The sequence below is a fragment of the Variovorax sp. 05T418 genome, assembly GCF_056396385.1.
In genome coordinates this window covers 138,139-155,699 of sequence record NZ_JBFTLJ010000012.1, presented here as the reverse complement: position 1 = coordinate 155,699, position 17,561 = coordinate 138,139, and the positions used below count along the sequence as shown (strand labels likewise).

At 67.8% G+C, this 17,561-nt stretch carries 18 protein-coding genes and 1 tRNA gene; 13 read left to right on the top strand and 6 right to left on the bottom strand.

Translation table 11 applies throughout. From position 1 onward, the window contains the following. Positions 1 to 452: 452 nt before the first annotated feature. The 4 genes from AC1DMS_RS23080 to AC1DMS_RS23065 are packed head-to-tail and all read right to left on the bottom strand — an operon-like array spanning position 453 to position 3,852. Entirely contained in the window at positions 453 to 1,229 is a 777-nt protein-coding gene (locus AC1DMS_RS23080) for a glycosyltransferase family 2 protein (protein ID WP_012747786.1), read from the bottom strand. Next, a complete protein-coding gene (locus tag AC1DMS_RS23075) occupies positions 1,196 to 1,999 on the bottom strand; it encodes a lysophospholipid acyltransferase family protein (protein WP_012747787.1) in 804 nt (267 codons plus the stop codon). The genes AC1DMS_RS23080 and AC1DMS_RS23075 overlap by 34 nt, the downstream gene beginning before the upstream one ends. A gap of 30 nt (positions 2,000 to 2,029) precedes the next feature. Further along, positions 2,030 to 3,061, bottom strand: a complete 1,032-nt coding sequence (locus AC1DMS_RS23070; protein WP_012747788.1) for a chorismate transformation FkbO/Hyg5 family protein — start codon at positions 3,059 to 3,061, stop codon at positions 2,030 to 2,032. 2 nt (positions 3,062 to 3,063) lie between these two features. Then, positions 3,064 to 3,852 carry a class I SAM-dependent methyltransferase gene (locus AC1DMS_RS23065; protein ID WP_012747789.1) on the bottom strand — a complete coding sequence of 263 codons (789 nt, stop codon included), beginning with the start codon at positions 3,850 to 3,852 and terminating at the stop codon, positions 3,064 to 3,066. A gap of 118 nt (positions 3,853 to 3,970) precedes the next feature. Here AC1DMS_RS23065 and AC1DMS_RS23060 point away from each other — a divergent pair, with 118 nt between their 5' ends. From AC1DMS_RS23060 to rng, 8 genes are read left to right on the top strand one after another with little or no spacing between them, the layout of a single operon-like run. Beyond that, positions 3,971 to 4,696 (top strand): YebC/PmpR family DNA-binding transcriptional regulator, encoded by a 726-nt coding sequence (locus tag AC1DMS_RS23060; protein ID WP_012747790.1) that lies wholly within the window; start codon positions 3,971 to 3,973, stop codon positions 4,694 to 4,696. A 38-nt stretch (positions 4,697 to 4,734) separates the two neighbouring features. Next, positions 4,735 to 6,033 (top strand): phosphoribosylamine--glycine ligase, encoded by a 1,299-nt coding sequence (purD, locus tag AC1DMS_RS23055; protein WP_012747791.1) that lies wholly within the window; start codon positions 4,735 to 4,737, stop codon positions 6,031 to 6,033. Beyond that, on the top strand, positions 6,033 to 6,950 hold the full coding sequence (gene hemF, locus AC1DMS_RS23050) for an oxygen-dependent coproporphyrinogen oxidase (protein ID WP_012747792.1): 918 nt from the start codon (positions 6,033 to 6,035) through the stop codon (positions 6,948 to 6,950). The genes purD and hemF overlap by 1 nt, the downstream gene beginning before the upstream one ends. Next, positions 6,947 to 7,576, top strand: coding sequence for a nicotinate (nicotinamide) nucleotide adenylyltransferase (gene nadD / locus AC1DMS_RS23045; protein ID WP_012747793.1), 630 nt, complete (start codon positions 6,947 to 6,949; stop codon positions 7,574 to 7,576). Before hemF ends, nadD begins: the two co-directional genes overlap by 4 nt. Beyond that, positions 7,576 to 8,241, top strand: a complete 666-nt coding sequence (rsfS, locus tag AC1DMS_RS23040) for a ribosome silencing factor (RefSeq protein WP_012747794.1) — start codon at positions 7,576 to 7,578, stop codon at positions 8,239 to 8,241. The genes nadD and rsfS overlap by 1 nt, the downstream gene beginning before the upstream one ends. Further along, positions 8,238 to 8,705: a 23S rRNA (pseudouridine(1915)-N(3))-methyltransferase RlmH gene (gene rlmH, locus AC1DMS_RS23035; RefSeq protein ID WP_012747795.1), complete on the top strand. Its 468-nt coding sequence runs from the start codon at positions 8,238 to 8,240 to the stop codon at positions 8,703 to 8,705. The genes rsfS and rlmH overlap by 4 nt, the downstream gene beginning before the upstream one ends. After that, entirely contained in the window at positions 8,702 to 9,307 is a 606-nt protein-coding gene (locus AC1DMS_RS23030) for a Maf family protein (protein ID WP_012747796.1), read from the top strand. The genes rlmH and AC1DMS_RS23030 overlap by 4 nt, the downstream gene beginning before the upstream one ends. A 6-nt stretch (positions 9,308 to 9,313) precedes the next feature. Further along, positions 9,314 to 10,840: a ribonuclease G gene (rng, locus tag AC1DMS_RS23025; protein ID WP_012747797.1), complete on the top strand. Its 1,527-nt coding sequence runs from the start codon at positions 9,314 to 9,316 to the stop codon at positions 10,838 to 10,840. A gap of 7 nt (positions 10,841 to 10,847) precedes the next feature. Here the strand turns inward: rng and msbA are convergent, their stop codons facing one another. Next, positions 10,848 to 12,632 carry a lipid A export permease/ATP-binding protein MsbA gene (msbA, locus tag AC1DMS_RS23020; protein ID WP_026284061.1) on the bottom strand — a complete coding sequence of 595 codons (1,785 nt, stop codon included), beginning with the start codon at positions 12,630 to 12,632 and terminating at the stop codon, positions 10,848 to 10,850. 251 nt (positions 12,633 to 12,883) lie between these two features. Between msbA and tolB the strand changes: the two genes are divergently transcribed. The 5 genes from tolB to AC1DMS_RS22995 all read left to right on the top strand — a co-directional run bounded on the left by tolB (position 12,884) and on the right by AC1DMS_RS22995 (position 16,402). Further along, positions 12,884 to 14,110 (top strand): Tol-Pal system beta propeller repeat protein TolB, encoded by a 1,227-nt coding sequence (tolB, locus tag AC1DMS_RS23015; RefSeq protein WP_012747799.1) that lies wholly within the window; start codon positions 12,884 to 12,886, stop codon positions 14,108 to 14,110. A 25-nt stretch (positions 14,111 to 14,135) separates the two neighbouring features. Next, positions 14,136 to 14,654, top strand: a complete 519-nt coding sequence (gene pal, locus AC1DMS_RS23010) for a peptidoglycan-associated lipoprotein Pal (RefSeq protein WP_012747800.1) — start codon at positions 14,136 to 14,138, stop codon at positions 14,652 to 14,654. Further along, positions 14,654 to 15,403 carry a tol-pal system protein YbgF gene (ybgF, locus tag AC1DMS_RS23005; protein WP_012747801.1) on the top strand — a complete coding sequence of 250 codons (750 nt, stop codon included), beginning with the start codon at positions 14,654 to 14,656 and terminating at the stop codon, positions 15,401 to 15,403. Before pal ends, ybgF begins: the two co-directional genes overlap by 1 nt. Before the next feature lie 67 nt (positions 15,404 to 15,470). Next, positions 15,471 to 16,265, top strand: a complete 795-nt coding sequence (locus AC1DMS_RS23000) for a tRNA threonylcarbamoyladenosine dehydratase (RefSeq protein WP_012747802.1) — start codon at positions 15,471 to 15,473, stop codon at positions 16,263 to 16,265. Positions 16,266 to 16,326: 61 nt separating this feature from the next. After that, positions 16,327 to 16,402 (top strand) — tRNA-Lys (locus AC1DMS_RS22995). A 228-nt stretch (positions 16,403 to 16,630) separates the two neighbouring features. Here the strand turns inward: AC1DMS_RS22995 and AC1DMS_RS22990 are convergent. Beyond that, positions 16,631 to 17,347 carry a helix-turn-helix domain-containing protein gene (locus AC1DMS_RS22990; RefSeq protein WP_026284060.1) on the bottom strand — a complete coding sequence of 239 codons (717 nt, stop codon included), beginning with the start codon at positions 17,345 to 17,347 and terminating at the stop codon, positions 16,631 to 16,633. Positions 17,348 to 17,561: the final 214 nt, after the last annotated feature.

The following is a 17,561-nucleotide window of genomic DNA, read 5'->3' as shown; positions in this document are numbered from 1 at the left end:
GGCGCGGCGATGGGGGTTGAGCCGCTGGGCGGCCGACGTCACCGGCCGCTCCGCGGCTTCCCTGCGCTGCTCGCGTCAGGCGGGGTCTCGCAGAACTCGCTCCACTGCGTTTCGCTCAGACAGCTGCGAGCCCTGATCCGCCTGTCGCTGCGCTGCTCGGCGGTGCCTCAACGGCCACCCAGCGGCTCAACCCCCATCGCCGGGACAGCACCGCCGTTGGTTCTCCTCACTTCGAGGCCGCATTTGCGTCTTGCTCCCTCTCCCTCCGGGAGAGGGCTGGGGTGAGGGCAGCGGCATCAACGTCACGGCAAGTGCCCGGCAGGCGGTGCGGTGTGGACGGCCCCTCTGTGCCGCCGAAACGCGAGCACCGCAGGGCAGCCGCGAAGCGGCCGGCATAGTGGGGCCGACCGCGCCGCACCGCTTGCCGGGCACTCCCCAACAACGAGCAAACTCTATTTCTGAAACGGCGCAATCCCGCGCAGCTTGCGGAAAACCAGCCCCGGCAGCCGCACCACGAACTCGACCATCAACCGCGCGTGCATCCACGTCAGCAGCACGTTGTCGCGCCCATAGCGAAAGTGCGAGACCCCGCCTTCCTCGGCGCTCAGGTACTTCACCGGCGCGTCGATGTTCACGGGCTTGACGCCGCGCCAGGCCAGCCGCACGACGGCCTCGGTGTCGAAGTCGAAGCGCCGCATCCAGGGCTGTCGCGCCATCACAGCGATCAGGTCGGCCACCGGGTACACGCGGAATCCGTAGAGCGAATCGCCGACGCCGGCAAACAGGGTTTCGAGCTGGGTCCAGCCATTGGACACGCGCCGTCCGCGCACGCGCAACAGCGGGGCGGAGGCATCGAACACCGGGCGGCCCAGCACCATGGTCTCGGGCCGTGCCTGCGATGCCTTCATGAAGGCGGGAATCAGGTCGGCCGGATGCTGGCCATCCGAGTCCATGGTCAGCGCATGCGTGAAGCCGGCCTCGCGCGCCGCGCGCAGGCCGTGCAGCACGGCCGCGCCCTTGCCCTGGTTCTGCGGCAGCAGCCAGACCCGAAGGCCCGGGTCGCCGGCAGCCATCTGCTGCAGGCGCTCGCCGGTGCCGTCGGTGCTGCCGTCCACCACCACCCAGACCGGGCTCCACTGCGCGCGTGCCGCTTCGACCGTGGAGAACAGGCGTTCGCCCGTGTTGTAGCTGGGGATCAGGACAAGGTGTGTGCGCGAGGCGTCTGGCATGCGGGGGACGCGTCGGTTGCGCGCTGTTCCATGTGTTGGCGAAAGTATTGTTCGAGCTCCGATTGCAGCACGTGGCTGTCCTGCATGGGCGCGAAGCGCTGGCCCAGCCGGAGCCTGAAGACGATGGGCAGCGGCGGCACGCGCCACAGCGGCCAGCCCTTGCTGAGGTAGGGCGAGTCGGTCTCGATGAACACGGTCTGGATCGGGGCCTGCGCGAGCTTGGCGATCAGCGTCACGCCGGGGCCGAAGGGATTGAGCGGCGGCGTCACGGTGCGCGTGCCTTCCGGAAAGATCACCAGCTGGCCGCCATTGCGCAGGTCGGCCACCGCCAGGCGCACCATGGTGCGGGCCGACTCGTTGCTGATGTAGCGCGCCAGCCGTGCGCCCGCGCCCAGGAAGATGTTGCGCAGCAGGTCGGCCTTCATGATGCAGGCGCTGCGCGGCAGCCGCGCCACCAGCAGCAGCGCGTCGAGCATGGTGGGGTGGTTGGCCACGAAGATCACGCCCGGCTCGTTGCGCATCGGGTCCAGGCAGCTGGCGTCGATTCGCATCATCCCGGTCACCGAGGCCAGGCCCCAGAACATGCGGTAGGCGAAGGCGATGGTCAGGCGGCCCAGCGTGCGCGCGGGCGCCTCGGGCATCACCGGGTAGAGCAGCATCGCGACGAGGTTCCAGGCCAGCGAAATCAGCCCCAGGAACAGCAGCAGCGCGTAGAGCATCAACGCAAGCGGAATGGCCGTGAGAATGCGCAGCACGCGGGTCATCGACATGGGGTCGCCGGTCCGATCGATCGCGCCGGGTCAGGCCCGCAGGCGACCCGGTGCGACGGCGTGGGCTTCGATCTCGACCAGCAGGTCGCTGCGGCAGATGTCCGCTTCCAGGTAGACCGCGTGGCGGATCATCGGCGCGTCGGCGCCGAGCGCGCTCTCGAGCACGCCGCGCACCTTGTCGGTATCCCCCGGATGCCGCACGTAGACCACGCAGTCGAGCATGGAGAGCGCGAAGCTGGCCGTGGCCTGGCCGTTGGCGGCCGCGATCACGGCTTCGAGGTTGCGCAGCGTTTCGCGCGTCTGCTCCAGCACGTCGCCATGGTGCACGGTTTCATGGCCCACGATGCTCGCGGTGCCCGATATGAAAAGCGCCACCTCGCCATTGCCGATCTCGGCCAGCGCGGCGCGCGAGAAGGTGGGCGAGCGCGGGCCGTAGGTTTCGGGGTAGCGGTAGGCCGAGACCTGGCGCGGGTTCTCGACCGGCATGGGCGCGGTCTGGCCGGCCAGGAAGCGGATCGACAGCGCACCCTGGTGGATGCCCAGCGCACATGCCGCGGGCGCGCCCTCGAAGGCGGCGCGGCCAGCCTCGAAAAATGCTTCCTGGCGCCCGAGGTTGAACTGGCGGTAGCGCTCCAGCCCGCCGCCGTCGGCATTGATCTGCGGCAGGTAGTTCCAGATGCGCAGCAGGTGCGGCGTGCCGGCCTGGTCGAGGGTCTTGAACAGGTCGCGGTAGGCGCGGTGCGAGAGCTCGGCAAGATCCTGCTTCTCGACCGATTCGTCGAGGTCGATGGCGCCGAGCAGCCAGTGTCCGTCGCTGCGCCAGCGGGCGATGCCGGTGGTGCTCGATGCCACCCGCCCACCGCTCACGTGCCACACGTCCGCCATGGCGCCTTGCTCGGAAAGAACGCGTGCATTGACGGTCGGCATCCATGCCAGTTCATGCGGCGTGCCGTAGCCGAGCGCCGCGAAAGGCGCGCGGCCGTCGGCGGCCAGCGCAAGGCTGGCGGGCAGCGAAAGGCGCTCGACGCGCAAGGAGGAGGTGTTTTCGCCCTGGACTTGCACGGTCAGCCGGCCTCGACGGTGTTTTCTGGTTTGCGCGCCATGTATTCGGAGAACACGCCGAGGCTCGCGTGGCGGCGCACGTCGGTGAAGCCCGCGGCGCGCAGTGCCTCGAGCACGCGCTCGGGCGGAATGCAGGCCTCGATGGTGTCCCAGTAATAGCGCCACAACTCGGAGGTGTTGCTGCGGCGGCCGACCACGCGCGCGATCAGCGGCACCACGGCGCGCATGTAGGCCTTGAGCAGCGCGGTGGCGATGCGGCCGTTCGGCTTGGTGATCTCGAGCACCACCAGGCGCCCGCCCGGGCGCAGCACGCGGTGGAACTCGCCGAAGGCGGCCGCCACGTCGCTGATGTGGCGCATGGCGTAACCCATGCTCACGAAATCGCAGCTGGCATCCGGGCGGGGCAGCGCTTCCGCCACGCCCTGGACCAGCTCGACGCCGGGCAGGTCGACCTGTTCCATCATGCCCACGCTGGGATCGACGCCCACGAGCCGGCCCGCCGGCCCGATGATCCTGAGCGCCTCGCGGGCGACCAGCCCGGTGCCGATGCCGACGTCGAGCACCTGCGCGCCCGCAGCGAGCCCGGCCTGCGAGAGGGCGGCGCGGCGGTACGACGGGCCGGTGCCGAAGGCCAGCACGCTTTCGATGCGGTCGTAGTCGGCGGCGGTGCTGTCGAAGATGCGCCGCAGGAACGCCTGGTGCTCCGCCTCGTTCCTGTAGTACAGCGGCAATGGGGTGTGCGGCGGCAGGATGGTCGGATTCCCGGGCCCGACGGAAGGCGATGGCGTCATCGAAGGATTATCACCAAAAGACCTTGCCGCTTTGGCGCTGGCGCGCCGGCCGTTGTGCGCGCCGGACAGTAAACTCGGAGCTTGCTTTTGAAAACACAAGACAGCGAGATAGAAAGCCATGGCCGGACACAGCAAATGGGCGAACATTCAGCACCGCAAGGGCCGCCAGGACGAGAAGCGCGGCAAGCTCTGGACCCGCGCCATCCGTGAAATCACCGTGGCTGCCCGCGCCGGCGGGGGCGACCTCAGCGCCAACCCGCGGCTGCGGCTGGCGGTCGAGAAGGCCAAGGCGGTCAACCTGCCGATCGACACCGTCAAGCGCAACATCGACAAGGCCACCGGCAACCTCGAAGGCGTCAATTACGAAGAAATTCGTTACGAAGGGTACGGCATCGGCGGCGCGGCGATCATCGTCGACACCATGACCGACAACCGCGTGCGCACCGTGGCGGAAGTACGCCACGCCTTCTCCAAGCACGGCGGCAACATGGGCACCGAAGGCTCGGTGGCCTTCCAGTTCAAGCACTGCGGCCAGATCATCTTCGCCCCTGGCACCAATGAAGACAAGGTGATGGAAGCCGCGCTCGAAGCCGGCGCCGAGGATGTGGTCACCGATGACGACGGCGCCATCGAGGTGATCACCGCCGTCGCCGACTTCGAAGCCGTCAAGAATGCGCTCGAAGCCGCCGGCCTCAAGCCCGAGGTGGCCGAGGTCACCATGCGCGCCGAAAACACGATCGAACTGACCGGCGAGGACGCAGCCAGGATGCAGAAGCTGCTCGATGTGCTCGAAGACCTGGACGACGTCCAGGAGGTCTATCACAACGCCGCGCTCTCCGAATGAATGAACATTGATCCACAGCGAATGAAGAAGGCCCACGAATGAAGGTACTGGTAATTGGAGGAGGGGGCCGGGAGCACGCACTGGCGTGGCGGCTGGCGCAGGCCAGCCGGGTCAGCCGCGTGTACGTGGCGCCGGGCAACGGCGGCACCGTGAGCGACGAGCGCTACGACTGCATCGACATCACCGAGCCCGCCGCGCTGCGCGAGTGGGCTGCCAAGGAAAAGATCGCGCTCACCGTCGTCGGGCCCGAGGCGCCGCTGGCAGCGGGCGTGGTCGACGAATTCCGCGCGCACGGCCTGCGCATCTTCGGCCCCACGCAGGCCGCCGCGCAGCTCGAGAGCTCCAAGGCCTTCTCCAAGGCCTTCATGAAGCGCCACAAGATTCCCACGGCCGAGTACGAGGCCTTCACCGATGCCGCGGCGGCGCACGCCTACATCGACGCCAAGGGCGCGCCGATCGTCGTCAAGGCCGACGGCCTGGCCGCCGGCAAGGGCGTGGTAGTGGCCATGACCGCGCAGGAGGCGCACGAGGCGGTCGACTTCATGCTGGTCGACAACAAGTTCGGCGTCTCGCACAACGACGGCGGCGCGCGCGTCGTCATCGAGGAATTCCTGCAGGGCGAGGAAGCCAGCTTCATCGTGCTGTGCGACGGCAAGAACGTGACCGCGCTGGCCACCAGCCAGGACCACAAGCGCCTGCTCGACAACGACGAAGGCCCCAACACCGGCGGCATGGGCGCCTACTCGCCCGCGCCCGTGGTCACGGCCGAGGTGCATGCGCGCGCAATGCGCGAAATCATCCTGCCGACCATCCGCGGCATGGAAAAGGACGGCATCCCGTACACCGGCTTCCTCTACGCCGGCCTCATGATCGACGCCACCGGCCATCCCAAGACGCTCGAGTTCAACTGCCGCATGGGCGACCCCGAGACGCAGCCGATCATGATGCGGCTCAAGTCCGACCTGTTCGAGGTGTTCTGGCATGCCACCGACGGCACGCTCGACCAGGTCGAGCTGCAGTGGGACCGGCGCGTGGCGTTGGGCGTGGTGATGGCGGCGCACGGCTATCCGCTCTCGCCGCGCAAGGGCGACCGCATCACCGGCATTCCGCCCGAGGCGCCCGATGCCGTGGTGTTCCACGCGGGCACCACCCAGCAGGACGGCGAGCTCAAGACCAGCGGCGGCCGCGTGCTGTGCGTGACCGTGCTGGCCGACAGCGTGAAGCTCGCGCAGCAGCGGGCCTACGAGGTTGCCGCGCGCATCGGCTTCGACGGCGCGCAATACCGCAAGGACATCGGACACCGCGCGGTCCACGCGCGCAACACCCCGCACGCCTGATGCAACAGACCAACCCGGCAGCGGTCGGCGACTACCTGCGCAAGCTGCAGCAGGAGATCGTCGCGGCCGTCGAGGCGGCCGATGGCGGTACCTGCGTGCGCGATGCCTGGCAAAAGGAGCCTGGCGAGGCGCTGCAGGGCAGCGGCCTCACCTGCATTCTGGAAGGCGGCGCGCTGTTCGAGCGCGCGGGCTGCGGCTTCTCGCAGGTGCGCGGCCCCAGGCTGCCGCCTTCGGCCACGCAGAACCGGCCCGAGCTCGCCGGCGCGCCCTTCGAGGCCATGGGCGTTTCGCTGGTGTTCCATCCGCGCAATCCCTACGTGCCCATCGTCCACATGAACGTGCGCATGCTGGCCGCGCTGCCCGAGGGCAAGGACCCGGTGTGCTGGTTCGGCGGCGGCATGGACCTCACGCCCTGCTATGGCTTCGAGGATGACGCGGTTCACTTCCACACCGTGTGCCGCGATGCGCTGGCCCCTTTCGGCGACGACAAGTACCCGCGCTTCAAGACCTGGTGCGACGAGTATTTCTTCCTCAAGCACCGCAACGAGCAGCGCGGCATCGGCGGCATCTTCTTCGACGACTTCGCCGAGGGCGGATTCGACAACGGCTTTGCCTTGCTGCGCTCGGTGGGCAATGCCTTCCTGCCGGCCTACCTGCCCATCATCGAGCGGCGCCGCGCCATGCCCTGGGGCGAGCGCGAGCGGGCGTTCCAGCTGTACCGGCGCGGGCGCTACGTGGAGTTCAACCTCGTGTGGGACCGCGGCACGCACTTCGGGCTGCAGTCGGGCGGGCGCACCGAATCGATCCTGCTGTCGATGCCGCCGCTGGCCAGCTGGGCCTACCAGCAGCAGCCGGAGCCGGGCAGCCCCGAAGCCGCGCTGTACAGCGACTTCATCGTGCGGCGCGACTGGTTGTGAATCCTTCCGGCACGGCCCCGCGCATCGGCATCTTCGGCGGCGCCTTCGACCCGCCGCACAACGCCCATGTCGCGCTGGCCGAGGCCGCATTGGCGCAGCTCGACCTCGCCGAACTGCACGTTGTTCCCACGGGCCAGGCCTGGCACAAGAGCAGGGCGCTGACGCCGAAGGAAGATCGCCTGGCAATGGCCCGCCTGGCTTTCGGCGGATTGAAGGGCACGGTCGTCATCGACAGCCGCGAAGTGTTGCGCGACGGCCCCACCTACACGCTCGACACCCTGCATGAATTGCAGCGGGAACAGCCCGGCGCCCAGCTGGTTCTCATCATGGGTGCCGACCAGGCCGGCGCATTGCCGACATGGCACGGCTGGCAGGCTATACTCGGCATTGCTATTGTTTCTGTAGCGTATCGCGCATTATCGACGGGCGGCACTGCTCGTTTTGATCCGAAGATGCTGCCCGGCCTGCCGGCTGGCGCGCGTTTCGAGGCGCTCGAATTGCCGGCCATGGACACCAGCGCCACCGACATCCGGCGGCGTGCGGCGCTTGGCGAGGACATTTCCTCGCTGGTTCCGTCCGCCGTTGCACGCTATATTGACCAACACCACCTTTACCGCCCTGCCTGATGACCACTGAAGCCGCCGCCAAGAAAGACACCCAGAAACTCCAGCGAGCCATCATCGATGGTCTCGAAGACGTCAAGGCGCAGGACATCCAGGTTTTCGACACCGAGCATCTCTCGCCGCTGTTCGAGCGCGTGATCGTGGCTTCGGGCACCTCCAACCGGCAGACCAAGGCGCTGGCCGCCAGCGTGCGCGATGCCGTGCGCGAAGCCGGCTTCGGCAAGCCGCGCATCGAGGGCGAGGACAACGGCGAGTGGATCATCGTGGACTGCGGCGCCGCCGTCGCGCACATCATGCAGCCGGCCATCCGCCAGTACTACCACCTCGAGGAGATCTGGGGCGACAAGCCGGTGCGCGCCAAGCTCGGCGGCACCAAGCCGGCCCTTGCCACCGCCTCCAAGGTGATCGAGGAGAAGAAGCCGGTCGCGGCCAAGATGCCCAACCTGCGCCGCGCGAGCGCGGCCAAGACCGCCATCCGCGCGGCCGAGCAGGAAGCCAAGGCCGAGAAGGCCGGCCGAAGCCCGGCAAAGAAGACTGCCGCCAAGAAGGCGCCCGCGCGGAAGACCACCACGGCGCGCGTGCCGGTCAAGGTGGTCGGCAAGCCCGCCGCCAAGAAGCCAGCCGCAAAGAAGGCGCCTGCCAAGAAGGCGCCTGCCCGCCGCGCATGAAGCTGCTGGTGGTCGCCGTCGGGCAGCGCATGCCCGACTGGGCGCAGACTGCCTGGGACGACTACGCCAAGCGCTTCCCGCCCGAGCTCAAGCTCGAACTGCGCGCCGTCAAGACCGAACCCCGCGGCTCCAAGTCGCTCGAGACGCTCTATGCGGCCGAGCGCGAACGCATCGAGGGTGCCATTGCCAAGGGCATGCGCATCGTCGTGCTCGACGAGCGCGGCACCGCACTCACCACCAAGGCGCTGGCCGCGCGCCTGCAGGCCTGGCAAGGCGAGGGCGACGACGTGGCCCTGGTGATCGGCGGCCCCGACGGGCTCGACCCCGCCTTCAAGGCCGCAGCCCACGAACGCATCCGCCTGTCCGACCTGACCCTGCCGCATGCGATGGCGCGCGTGCTGCTCGTGGAGCAGCTGTACCGGGCCTGGTCGGTCAACGCGGGCCATCCGTACCACCGGGAATGAGCACCGGCTTCATCTATCTTGCATCGCAGAGCCCGCGCCGCGCCCAACTGCTCGGCCAGTTCGGCGTCCGTCACGAACTGCTGCTGGCCGGTGCCGACGAAGACGCCGAATCGCTCGAAGCGGTGCTGCCCGGTGAATCGCCGACCGCCTACGTGCAGCGCGTGACGGGCCTGAAGCTCGATGCGGCGGTCGCGCGGCGCCAGCGCCTCGGACTCGCCGATGCACCGGTGCTTTGCGCCGACACCACCGTGGCCCTCGGCCGCACCATCCTCGGCAAGCCCGAGGATGCACGCGATGCCGAGCGCATGCTCGCGCTCTTGTCGGGTGCCACGCACCGCGTGCTGACGGCCGTGGCGCTGCAGCATGGCCGCCGGCGCCATGCGGCGCTCAGCGTGTCACGCGTGCGCTTCGCCGACATGACCCGCAAGCAGATCGCGCGCTATGCCGCCAGCGGCGAGCCGCTCGGCAAGGCCGGCGCCTATGCGATCCAGGGTGCGGCGGCCGCATACATCGAGCACATCAGCGGGTCCTATTCGGGCATCATGGGACTCCCGATGTTCGAGACCGCGCAGCTTCTTCGCCGCGCCGGTTTCATTATTTAAGACCTCATGCAAGACATCCTGATCAACTGGTCCCCGCAGGAGACCCGTGTGGCGCTGGTCGAGCACGGCGCGGTGCAAGAGCTGCACGTCGAACGCACGCTGGAGCGCGGGCTGGTCGGCAACATCTACCTTGGCAAGGTGTCGCGCGTGCTGCCGGGCATGCAGTCGGCCTTCATCGACGTCGGCCTCGAGCGCACGGCCTTCCTGCACGTGGCCGACATCGTGGCGCCGTTCACGCCGGGCTCGCGGCCCAGTGCACCGGCCCCCGAGCGCGACCACCGCAACGGCGGGCCGATGGTGCCCATCGAGAAGCAGGTGTTCGAAGGCCAGTCGCTGCTGGTGCAGGTGATCAAGGACCCGATCGGCACCAAGGGCGCGCGGCTCTCCACGCAGATCAGCATTGCCGGCCGGCTGCTGGTGTTCTTGCCGCAGGACAACCACATCGGCGTTTCGCAGAAGATCCCTTCGGACCAGCGCGAATCCTTGCGCACGCGCATGCTCGCGCTGATCGAGGCCGCAGCCGCGGCCGACAGCGGCGGCGTGGTGCCTGCCAACACCGGTGGCTTCATCCTGCGCACCAACGGCGAAGATTCGTCCGACGCCGAGCTGGCAGAAGACATCGCCTACCTGCGCAAGACCTGGTCGCGCATCCGCGAGGCGTCAAGCAAAATGCCGCCGATGTCGCTGCTGCACCAGGACCTGAGCCTGCTGCAGCGCGTGCTGCGCGACATGACCAGCGAGGACACGCAGACCATCCGCATCGATTCGCGCGAGCAGTTCGAGGCGCTGCTCAAGTTCGGGCTCGAATACATGCCGCAGGCGGCCGGCAAGCTGCAGCACTACAAGGGCGAGCGGCCGATCTTCGACCTGTATTCGGTCGACGAGGAAATCGCCAAGGCGCTGGGCCGGCGCGTCGAACTCAAGTCGGGCGGCTACCTCGTGGTCGACCAGACCGAGGCGCTCACCACGGTGGACGTGAACACCGGCGGCTTCGTGGGCGCGCGCAATTTCGACGACACCATCTTCAAGACCAACCTCGAGGCGGCGCAGGCCATCGCGCGCCAGCTGCGGCTACGCAACCTGGGCGGCATCATCATCGTCGACTTCATCGACATGGGGCGCGACGACCATCGCGAGCAGGTGCTGGCCGAGTTCCGCAAGCAGCTCGCGCGCGACCGCGTCAAGACCACGGCGGGCGGTTTCTCGCAGCTCGGCCTGGTCGAGATGACGCGCAAGCGCACGCGCGAATCGCTGGCCCACATGCTGTGCGAGCCCTGCGCGGCCTGCGGCGGGCAGGGCATCGTGAAGACGGCGCGCAGCGTGGCCTACGACGCCATGCGCGAGATCCTGCGCGAAGCGCGGCAGTTCACGCCGCGCGAGTTCCGCATCGTGTCGTCGCCGCAGGTGATCGAGCTGTTCCTCGACGAGGAAAGCCAGCATCTCGCGGGGCTGAGCGACTTCATCGGCAAGCCGATCTCGCTGCAGTCCGAGCCCGCGATCGGGCAGGGCCAGTACGACATCGTGCTGCTCTGAAGGCTCGTCAGAGCGTCGGGTCCTGGCCCGGCGTCGCGCTGCGCACCGCCAGCGTCTGCAGCCGGGCATAGAGGCCGTCCAGCGCCATCAGCTGCGCGTGGCTGCCTTGCTCGGCGATGCGGCCCTGCTCCATCACGATGATGCGGTCGGCATGCTGGATGGTCGAGAGCCGGTGGGCGACGATCAGCGTGGTGCGGTTCTGCATCAGGCGCTGCAGGGCGTCCTGCACCAGCCGTTCCGATTCGGTGTCGAGGGCCGAGGTGGCCTCGTCGAGCAGCAGGATGGGCGCGTTCTTGTAGAGCGCGCGTGCAATGGCCAGGCGCTGGCGCTGGCCGCCGGAAAGCTGCGTGGCGTTGTGGCCGAGCACCGTGTCGATGCCCTGCGGCAGGCTTTCGACGTGGGAGGCGAGGTTGGCGGCTTCTATGCACTGCTGCACGCGAGCGCGATCGACGGCGGCGCCCAGCGCCACGTTGGCGGCCAGCGTGTCGTTGAGCATCACCACGTCCTGGCTCACCATCGCGAACTGCGCGCGCAGGCTCTTGAGCTCCCATTCGCTGGTGTCGTGCCCGTCGAGCAGCACCTGGCCGCCGCTCGGCAGCACGAAGCGCGGCAGCAGGTTGACCAGCGTGGTCTTGCCGGATCCCGAAGGCCCGACGAAGGCCACCACCTGACCCGGCTCGATCATCAGGTTCACGCCGTCGAGCGCGCGGGCCTCGTCCTCGCCGCGGTAGCTGACCCTGGCCTCGCGCAGTTCGATGCGGCCTTGCGCATGGTCGATGGCGAAGCTGCCCTGCGGCTCTGGCGCCACTTCGTCGATCAGCACCAGGCCGCGTTCGAGCGCTGCAAGGCCGCGCGTGATGGGCGCGGCCATGTCCGCCAGCCGGCGGATCGGCGCGATCAGCATCAGCATGGCCGTGATGTAGGCAACGAAGCCGCCCACGGTCAGGCCCTGTTCGCCGCTCTGCCAGAGCGCGATCATCACCACCACCGACAGTGCAAGCGCGGCCATCATCTGCGTGAGCGGCGTGGTGGCGGCCTGCGCAATGGTCGATTTCACGGCCAGGCGGTTCAGGCGCTGGCTCAGCTGTTCGAAGCGCTCGCCCTGCGCCGCCTCGGCCCCGTGCAGCCGCACCATGCGGTGCGCGAGCACGTTCTCTTCCACCACATAGGCGAGTTCGTCGGTGGCCTGCTGGCCCTGCTGGGTCAGGCGGTACAGGCGCTTGGAGAACACCTTCATGATCCACGAGATGCTCGGCACCAGGAAGGCGACGATGAGCGTGAGCTTCCAGTTCAGATAGACCAGGTAGGCGAGCAGCGCCACCAGCGTGAAGCCGTCGCGCGAGAGCCCGAGCAGGGCCTGCACCAGCAGCATGGAGCCGGTCTGCACCTCGTACACCACGGTGTTGGAAAGCGCGCTGGCCGACTGGCGCGAGAACAGCGCCAGCTCGGCCGCCAGCAGGCGCTGGAACAGCACGCGGCGCAGCCGCTGCATGCCTTCGTTGGCGATGCGCGAGAGCGCATATTGGGAAATGAACTGCGCGATGCCACGCACCGCGAACAGCAGCAGCACGGCCGCCGGCACGATCCACAGCGCGAGCTGGCCGCGGTTGAAGCCGCGGTCGAGCAGCGGCTTCAGCAGGGCCGCCATCAAGGGCTCGGTGACGGCCGCCAGCAGGGCGCCGATGAGCCCGACGGCCCACCAGTGGCGCGAGCCGCCGAACCAGGTCATGAGTCGCGCCAGCCGGCGTGTCAGGGGAGGGCGTGCGGTCTCACTGCCGGGGGATGCTTGCATGGCGGCGGATTCTACGGGGCCCACCGCAGGGCCCTTGGAGGGCCGCGCTGTAGGACCACATCGCCCGATACACGTTTTGTGACGGCACGATCGAACCAGTGTGTAACATGTGGCCCGTCGCACCGGGTAGAACTTTTTGACCCGAAACATCTCCGAACCGCATGAACAAGCCGTTGCCAGTTTCCATTCCAACTCCTTCTTCATCGTTTTTTGCACGCCGCGCCTTGATTGCGGCTCTTGCTGCAACTCCCATGCTGCCCGCGCTCGCCCAGTTCCGGGTCGAGGTGTCGGGCGTCGGACTCACGCAGCTGCCCATTGCGCTGGTTCCCTTCAAGGGGCAGGACGCCTCGCCGCAGAAGATCTCCGAGATCGTGCAGGCCGACCTGGAGCGCAGCGGCCAGTTCCGCGGCGTCGATGCCTCGGGCCAGGCGCTGGACGAAGCCTCGCGCCCCGACCTCGCGCTGTGGCGCCAGCGCACGGCCGATTCGCTCGTGGTGGGCAGCGTCACGCGCCTGGCCGACGGCCGCTTCGACGTGCGCTTCCGCCTGTGGGACGTGGTGCGCGGACAGGACCTCGGCGGCCAGAGCTACACCGTGCCGCAAGGCGATCTTCGGCTCGCCTCGCACCGCATTGCCGACTACGTCTATGAAAAGCTGACCGGCGACAAGGGCATCTTCTCGACCCGCATCGCCTACGTGACCAAGGGCGGCAGCCGCTATTCGCTGTGGGTGGCGGATGCCGACGGCGAGAACGCGCAGGCCGCGCTCGCCAGCCCCGAACCCATCATCTCGCCGGTCTGGTCGTCCAACGGGCAACAGCTGGCGTACGTGTCCTTCGAGTCGCGCAAGCCGGTGGTGTACGTGCACAACGTGGCGAGCGGGCAGCGCCGCCTCTTGGCCAACTTCCGCGGTTCCAACAGCGCGCCGGCATGGGCGCCCGATGGCGGCTCGCTGGCCGTCACGCTCAGCCGCGACGGCGGCTCCCAGCTCTACACGATCCCGGCGAGCGGCGGCGAGCCGCGCCGCCTGACCCAGAGCGCCAGCATCGACACCGAGCCCGTCTACTCGGCCGACGGCAGCACGATCTACTTCGTGAGCGACCGAGGCGGTGCGCCGCAGATCTACAAGATGAGCGCCAGCGGCGGCGCGCCGACGCGCGTCACCTTCAGCGGCACCTACAACATTTCTCCTTCTGTCAGCGGCGATGGCCGGTGGTTGGCCTACATCTCCCGCGTTGGCGGCGCCTTCAAACTCCATGTGATGGAGTTGGCCACCGGCAATGTCTCGGCCATCACCGACACCTCGGCAGACGAGAGCCCGAGTTTTGCCCCCAACAGCAAGCTGATCGTCTACGCAACGCACCTGCAAGGCCGCGAAGCGCTCATGACGACCACGCTGGATGGAAAAATAAAGGCACGTCTGGCGGGACAGGGCGGAGACATAAGAGAACCGGACTGGGGTCCGTTTCAAAAGCAATGACCAAGGTTTATTTGAGGAGTACCCAATGTTGAAACGTACGATTTATTCGCTGGCCATCGTGGCTCTGATTGCCGGCTGCTCGTCGGGCACCAAGCTCAACGACACCCCGGTGACCGACCGCTCCGGCACCGCCGGCGGCCAGCAGGGCAGCGCGAGCGCCGTGGCGCCCGTCACCATCGATCCCAATGCCGGTACCGCTCAAGGGCCGGTCGGTATCGAACGGATCGTCTATTTCGACTACGACAGCTATACGGTCAAGCCCGAGTTCCAGTCCCTGATCGACGGCCACGCCCGTTTCCTCAAGGCCAACCCGCAGCGCCGCGTTTCCATCGAAGGCCACACCGACGACCGTGGCGGCCGCGAGTACAACCTTGCACTCGGCCAGAAGCGCTCCGAGGCCGTCCGCCGCGCGCTGACGCTCTTGGGCGTGAGCGACGCCCAGATCGAAGCCGTGAGCTTCGGCAAGGAAAAGCCCGCGGTCCAGGGCTCGGGCGAAGAAGCCTGGGCACAGAACCGCCGCGCTGAAATCCGCTACACCCGGTGATGCAACACGCCCTGTTGCGAGGCGCGGCGCTGGCTGCCGCCTTGCTTTGCGTTTCGGCCGGCTCGCAGGCCGCGTTGTTCGAGGATGACGAGGCACGCCGCGCCATCCTCGACCTGCGCCAGCGGGTGGAGGCCATGCGCCAGCAGACCGACCAGCGGCTGACCGACGAAAACGGCCAGCTGCGCCGCAGCCTGCTCGACCTGCAGAACCAGATCGAGCAGATGCGGGGCGATCTCGCGCGCATGACCGGCCAGAACGAGCAGCTGCAGCGCACGGTCAGCGAGATGCAGTCGCGCCAGGCCACCATCGACGACCGGCTCAAGCAGAACGAGCCGACGAAGGTTTCGGTCGACGGCCGCGAGTTCACCGCCGATCCCAAGGAAAAGGCCGACTTCGACGCCGCGCTCGGCATCTTCCGTGCGGGCCAGTTCGCGCAGGCGCAAACCGCGTTTGCCGAATTCGTCAAGCGCTACCCGCAAAGCGGCTACAACGCCTCGGCGCTGTTCTGGCTCGGCAATGCGCAGTACGCCACGCGCAACTACAACGAGGCCATCGCGAACTTCCGCTCCATGCTGTCGCTTGCGCCCGACCACGCCAAGGCTCCCGAGGCCGTGCTGTCGATCGCCAACTGCCAGATCGAGCTGAAGGACACGCGCGCCGCGCGCCGCACGCTGGAAGACCTGACCAAGGCCTATCCGCAATCCGAAGCCGCCCAGGCTGGCCGCGAGCGTCTCTCGCGCCTGCGCTAGCAACGGCGAAGCCCTCCGCTTGAGCGCAGCCATCCTTCCCGATGCGTCGATCGCTGCCGCAGGTGTCGTGACCGACACCGCGGCGCCCGACTTCGCGCGCCGCTTCGGCGGCCTCGAGCGGCTGTACGGCGTGGCCGGTGCCGCGCGCATCCGCAACGCCCACGTGCTCGTCGCCGGCATCGGCGGCGTGGGCTCGTGGGCGGTCGAGGCGCTGGCGCGCAGCGGCGTCGGGCGGCTCACGCTGATCGATCTCGACCACGTCTCGGAGTCGAACATCAACCGGCAGATCCACGCGCTCGATGCGACCGTGGGTCAGGCCAAGGTCGAGGCCATGCGCGACCGCATTGCGCAGATCAATCCCGGCTGCCAGGTGCTCGCGCTCGATGAGTTCGTCGAGCCGGGCAACTGGATGGCATTGCTCGATGCGGCGCAGGCGGCCAACGGGCCCGCGACGGCCGTGATAGACGCCTGCGACCAGGTCAAGGCCAAGCTCGCGATGGCCGCGTGGGCGCGCGCGTCGCGCAGCGCTTTCGTGACCGTGGGCGCGGCCGGCGGCAAGCGGCAGGCGCACAAGGTCGACATCGACGATCTCGCGCTCGTCACGCACGACCCGCTGCTGGCCCAGCTTCGCCAGCGCCTTCGCAAGGAGCATGGCGCTCCGCGCGAGGGCCGCAAGATCGGCGTGGCCTGCGTCTTCAGCCGCGAGAGCGTCGCACCGCCCGATGCCTCCTGCGCCATCGAAGAAGGCGACGGTTCGCTCAACTGCCATGGCTATGGTTCGGTGGTGAGCGTGACCGCGACATTCGGCCAATGTGCAGCAGGTTGGGTTCTCGACAAGATTGCGAGCAACGCCACGCTATAATCTTTGGCTTTGCCGGATTCAACACCGGTTAAGAAAAACCGAAAAAGAAGAAATTGGTTCCGGGACGTTAGCTCAGTTGGTAGAGCAGCGGACTTTTAATCCGTTGGTCACTGGTTCGAATCCAGTACGTCCTACCAGACCCCTCCAAGAAGCCGCTCCACCGAGCGGCTTTTTTATTGCCCGCGGATCGCAGATCGCGTCAGCCAAAAAAACAGCCCGCGCGAGGGCGGGCTGGAAGATGGCCTGCTGGAGGAGGGAGGATCAGAGGATTGCAGGCCACAGGAGAGCCTTCACTATGTTCCCCCAACCTGCACGCAACCTGACCTCGGCGCGTGCCTTGAACGCGCGCGCCATGCAAGGCTCGGTCAGTCCTCGTCTTCCCACTTGCCCACCACGGTGCCGAGCACCGTGAAGGCGCTTCGGATCGGCTCGTGCTTCGGATTCAGCGGCAGCAGCCAGCGGCGGCCGTCTTCCTGCTTGAAGACCTTGAAGGTGACTTCGTTGCTCGCGTCGAGCCTGGCGATGATGCGCTCGCCGTCTTCGGGCGTCGTGCGCTGCGTGTCGACGAAGATGATCGACTCCGCGGGATAGCTCTTCAGGTGGCCGCTCGGTGCGGTCATGCTGTCGCCGCGCACGCGCAGCGCGTAGGTGTTGCCGGGGCTGTGATGCGCAACGCAGGGAAGCCAGCGCTCGGCCTGGATCGTTCCTTGCGCGGCGCCCTTCCATGAGGCGACCTGCGTCCACGCGATCAGGGGCACGGTGCCGGGCGTGCCGGGATTGAAGGAGGGGCCCGACGGCGGCGTGCGCGTGACCCGGTAGGCACCCGGAGGTTCGCTGGCGTTGTCGCGCGCCGTGCCTGGCTGGGGTGGGTCCCATGGCGCGGGGCCATCGCCGGTGTCGAGCCAGTTGGGGTCGACGCGGTAGGTGCGTGCCAGCGCGAGCAGGGCCATCGAGCGGCCGGTGTCGCCGCGTTCTATTTTCGAGATGTTGGATTGCTTGACGCCTGAAGCCGCTTCGGCTTGCTTCTGAGTCATTCCGGCGTATTTGCGCGCTGCCAATGCGCGCGCTGCAATAGTCTCCATGGGCGCCGATTTAAGCGCAGGCGAATATTCACTTTGGACTCTAGAATAGTTGAAAGGGAGTATTTGCCATGAAACCACGCAAGTTGGTGCTGGCGCCCAAAGCCGTGAGGCCGAAGCACAAACAAGCCAATCGAAGCGAAGAGCGAAGCCATCGCGCATGCGATGCGGCGCCGCGCTCAGCCCGTATTCACCTGTTGAGCTGAGCTGTGCGCAG